This is a genomic window from Mesorhizobium sp. M2A.F.Ca.ET.037.01.1.1 (assembly GCF_003998075.1).
Lineage (GTDB): Bacteria > Pseudomonadota > Alphaproteobacteria > Rhizobiales > Rhizobiaceae > Mesorhizobium.
Window position 1 is genome coordinate 1 of sequence record NZ_RZSA01001819.1, and the last position, 433, is coordinate 433.

Annotated in this window: 1 pseudogene; it reads left to right on the top strand. The window is 65.6% G+C overall.

The window, feature by feature from the left end:
* Window positions 1-433, top strand: a pseudogene (locus tag EOA27_RS39975) (prolyl oligopeptidase family protein); the annotation flags it as partial.

Genomic DNA, 433 nt, shown 5'->3' on the forward strand with positions numbered 1-433 from the left:
GTCCGGCTATCCGCGCGTCATCAAGCTTTGGCGGCGCGGCACAAAGCTCGACGACGCGACGCCTATCTTCGAAGGCGAGAAGCAGCATCTCGCGGTTGGCGGCGGCGTCGAATATGACGGCGACAAGCGGCATGTGCTGCTCGGCAAGACGCTCGACTTCTTCACCTCGCACAGTTTCCTGCGGCTGGCTTCGGGCGAGAATCGGCGCATTCCGTTGCCCGACGACGCCACCGACACGGCGATCTTCAAGGGTCAGCTGATCTTCGGCGTGCGCAGCCCTTGGACGGCGCCCGACGGCACCCAATGCCTGCCCGACGGCCTTTACTCGGTCGATTTCGACCGGTGGATCGACACGGGCGCGTTCGGTCCATTCGAAACCGTGCTCGCGCCGGCGCATCGTGTCTCGATCGCCGGGCTGGCCAGGACGCAGGAC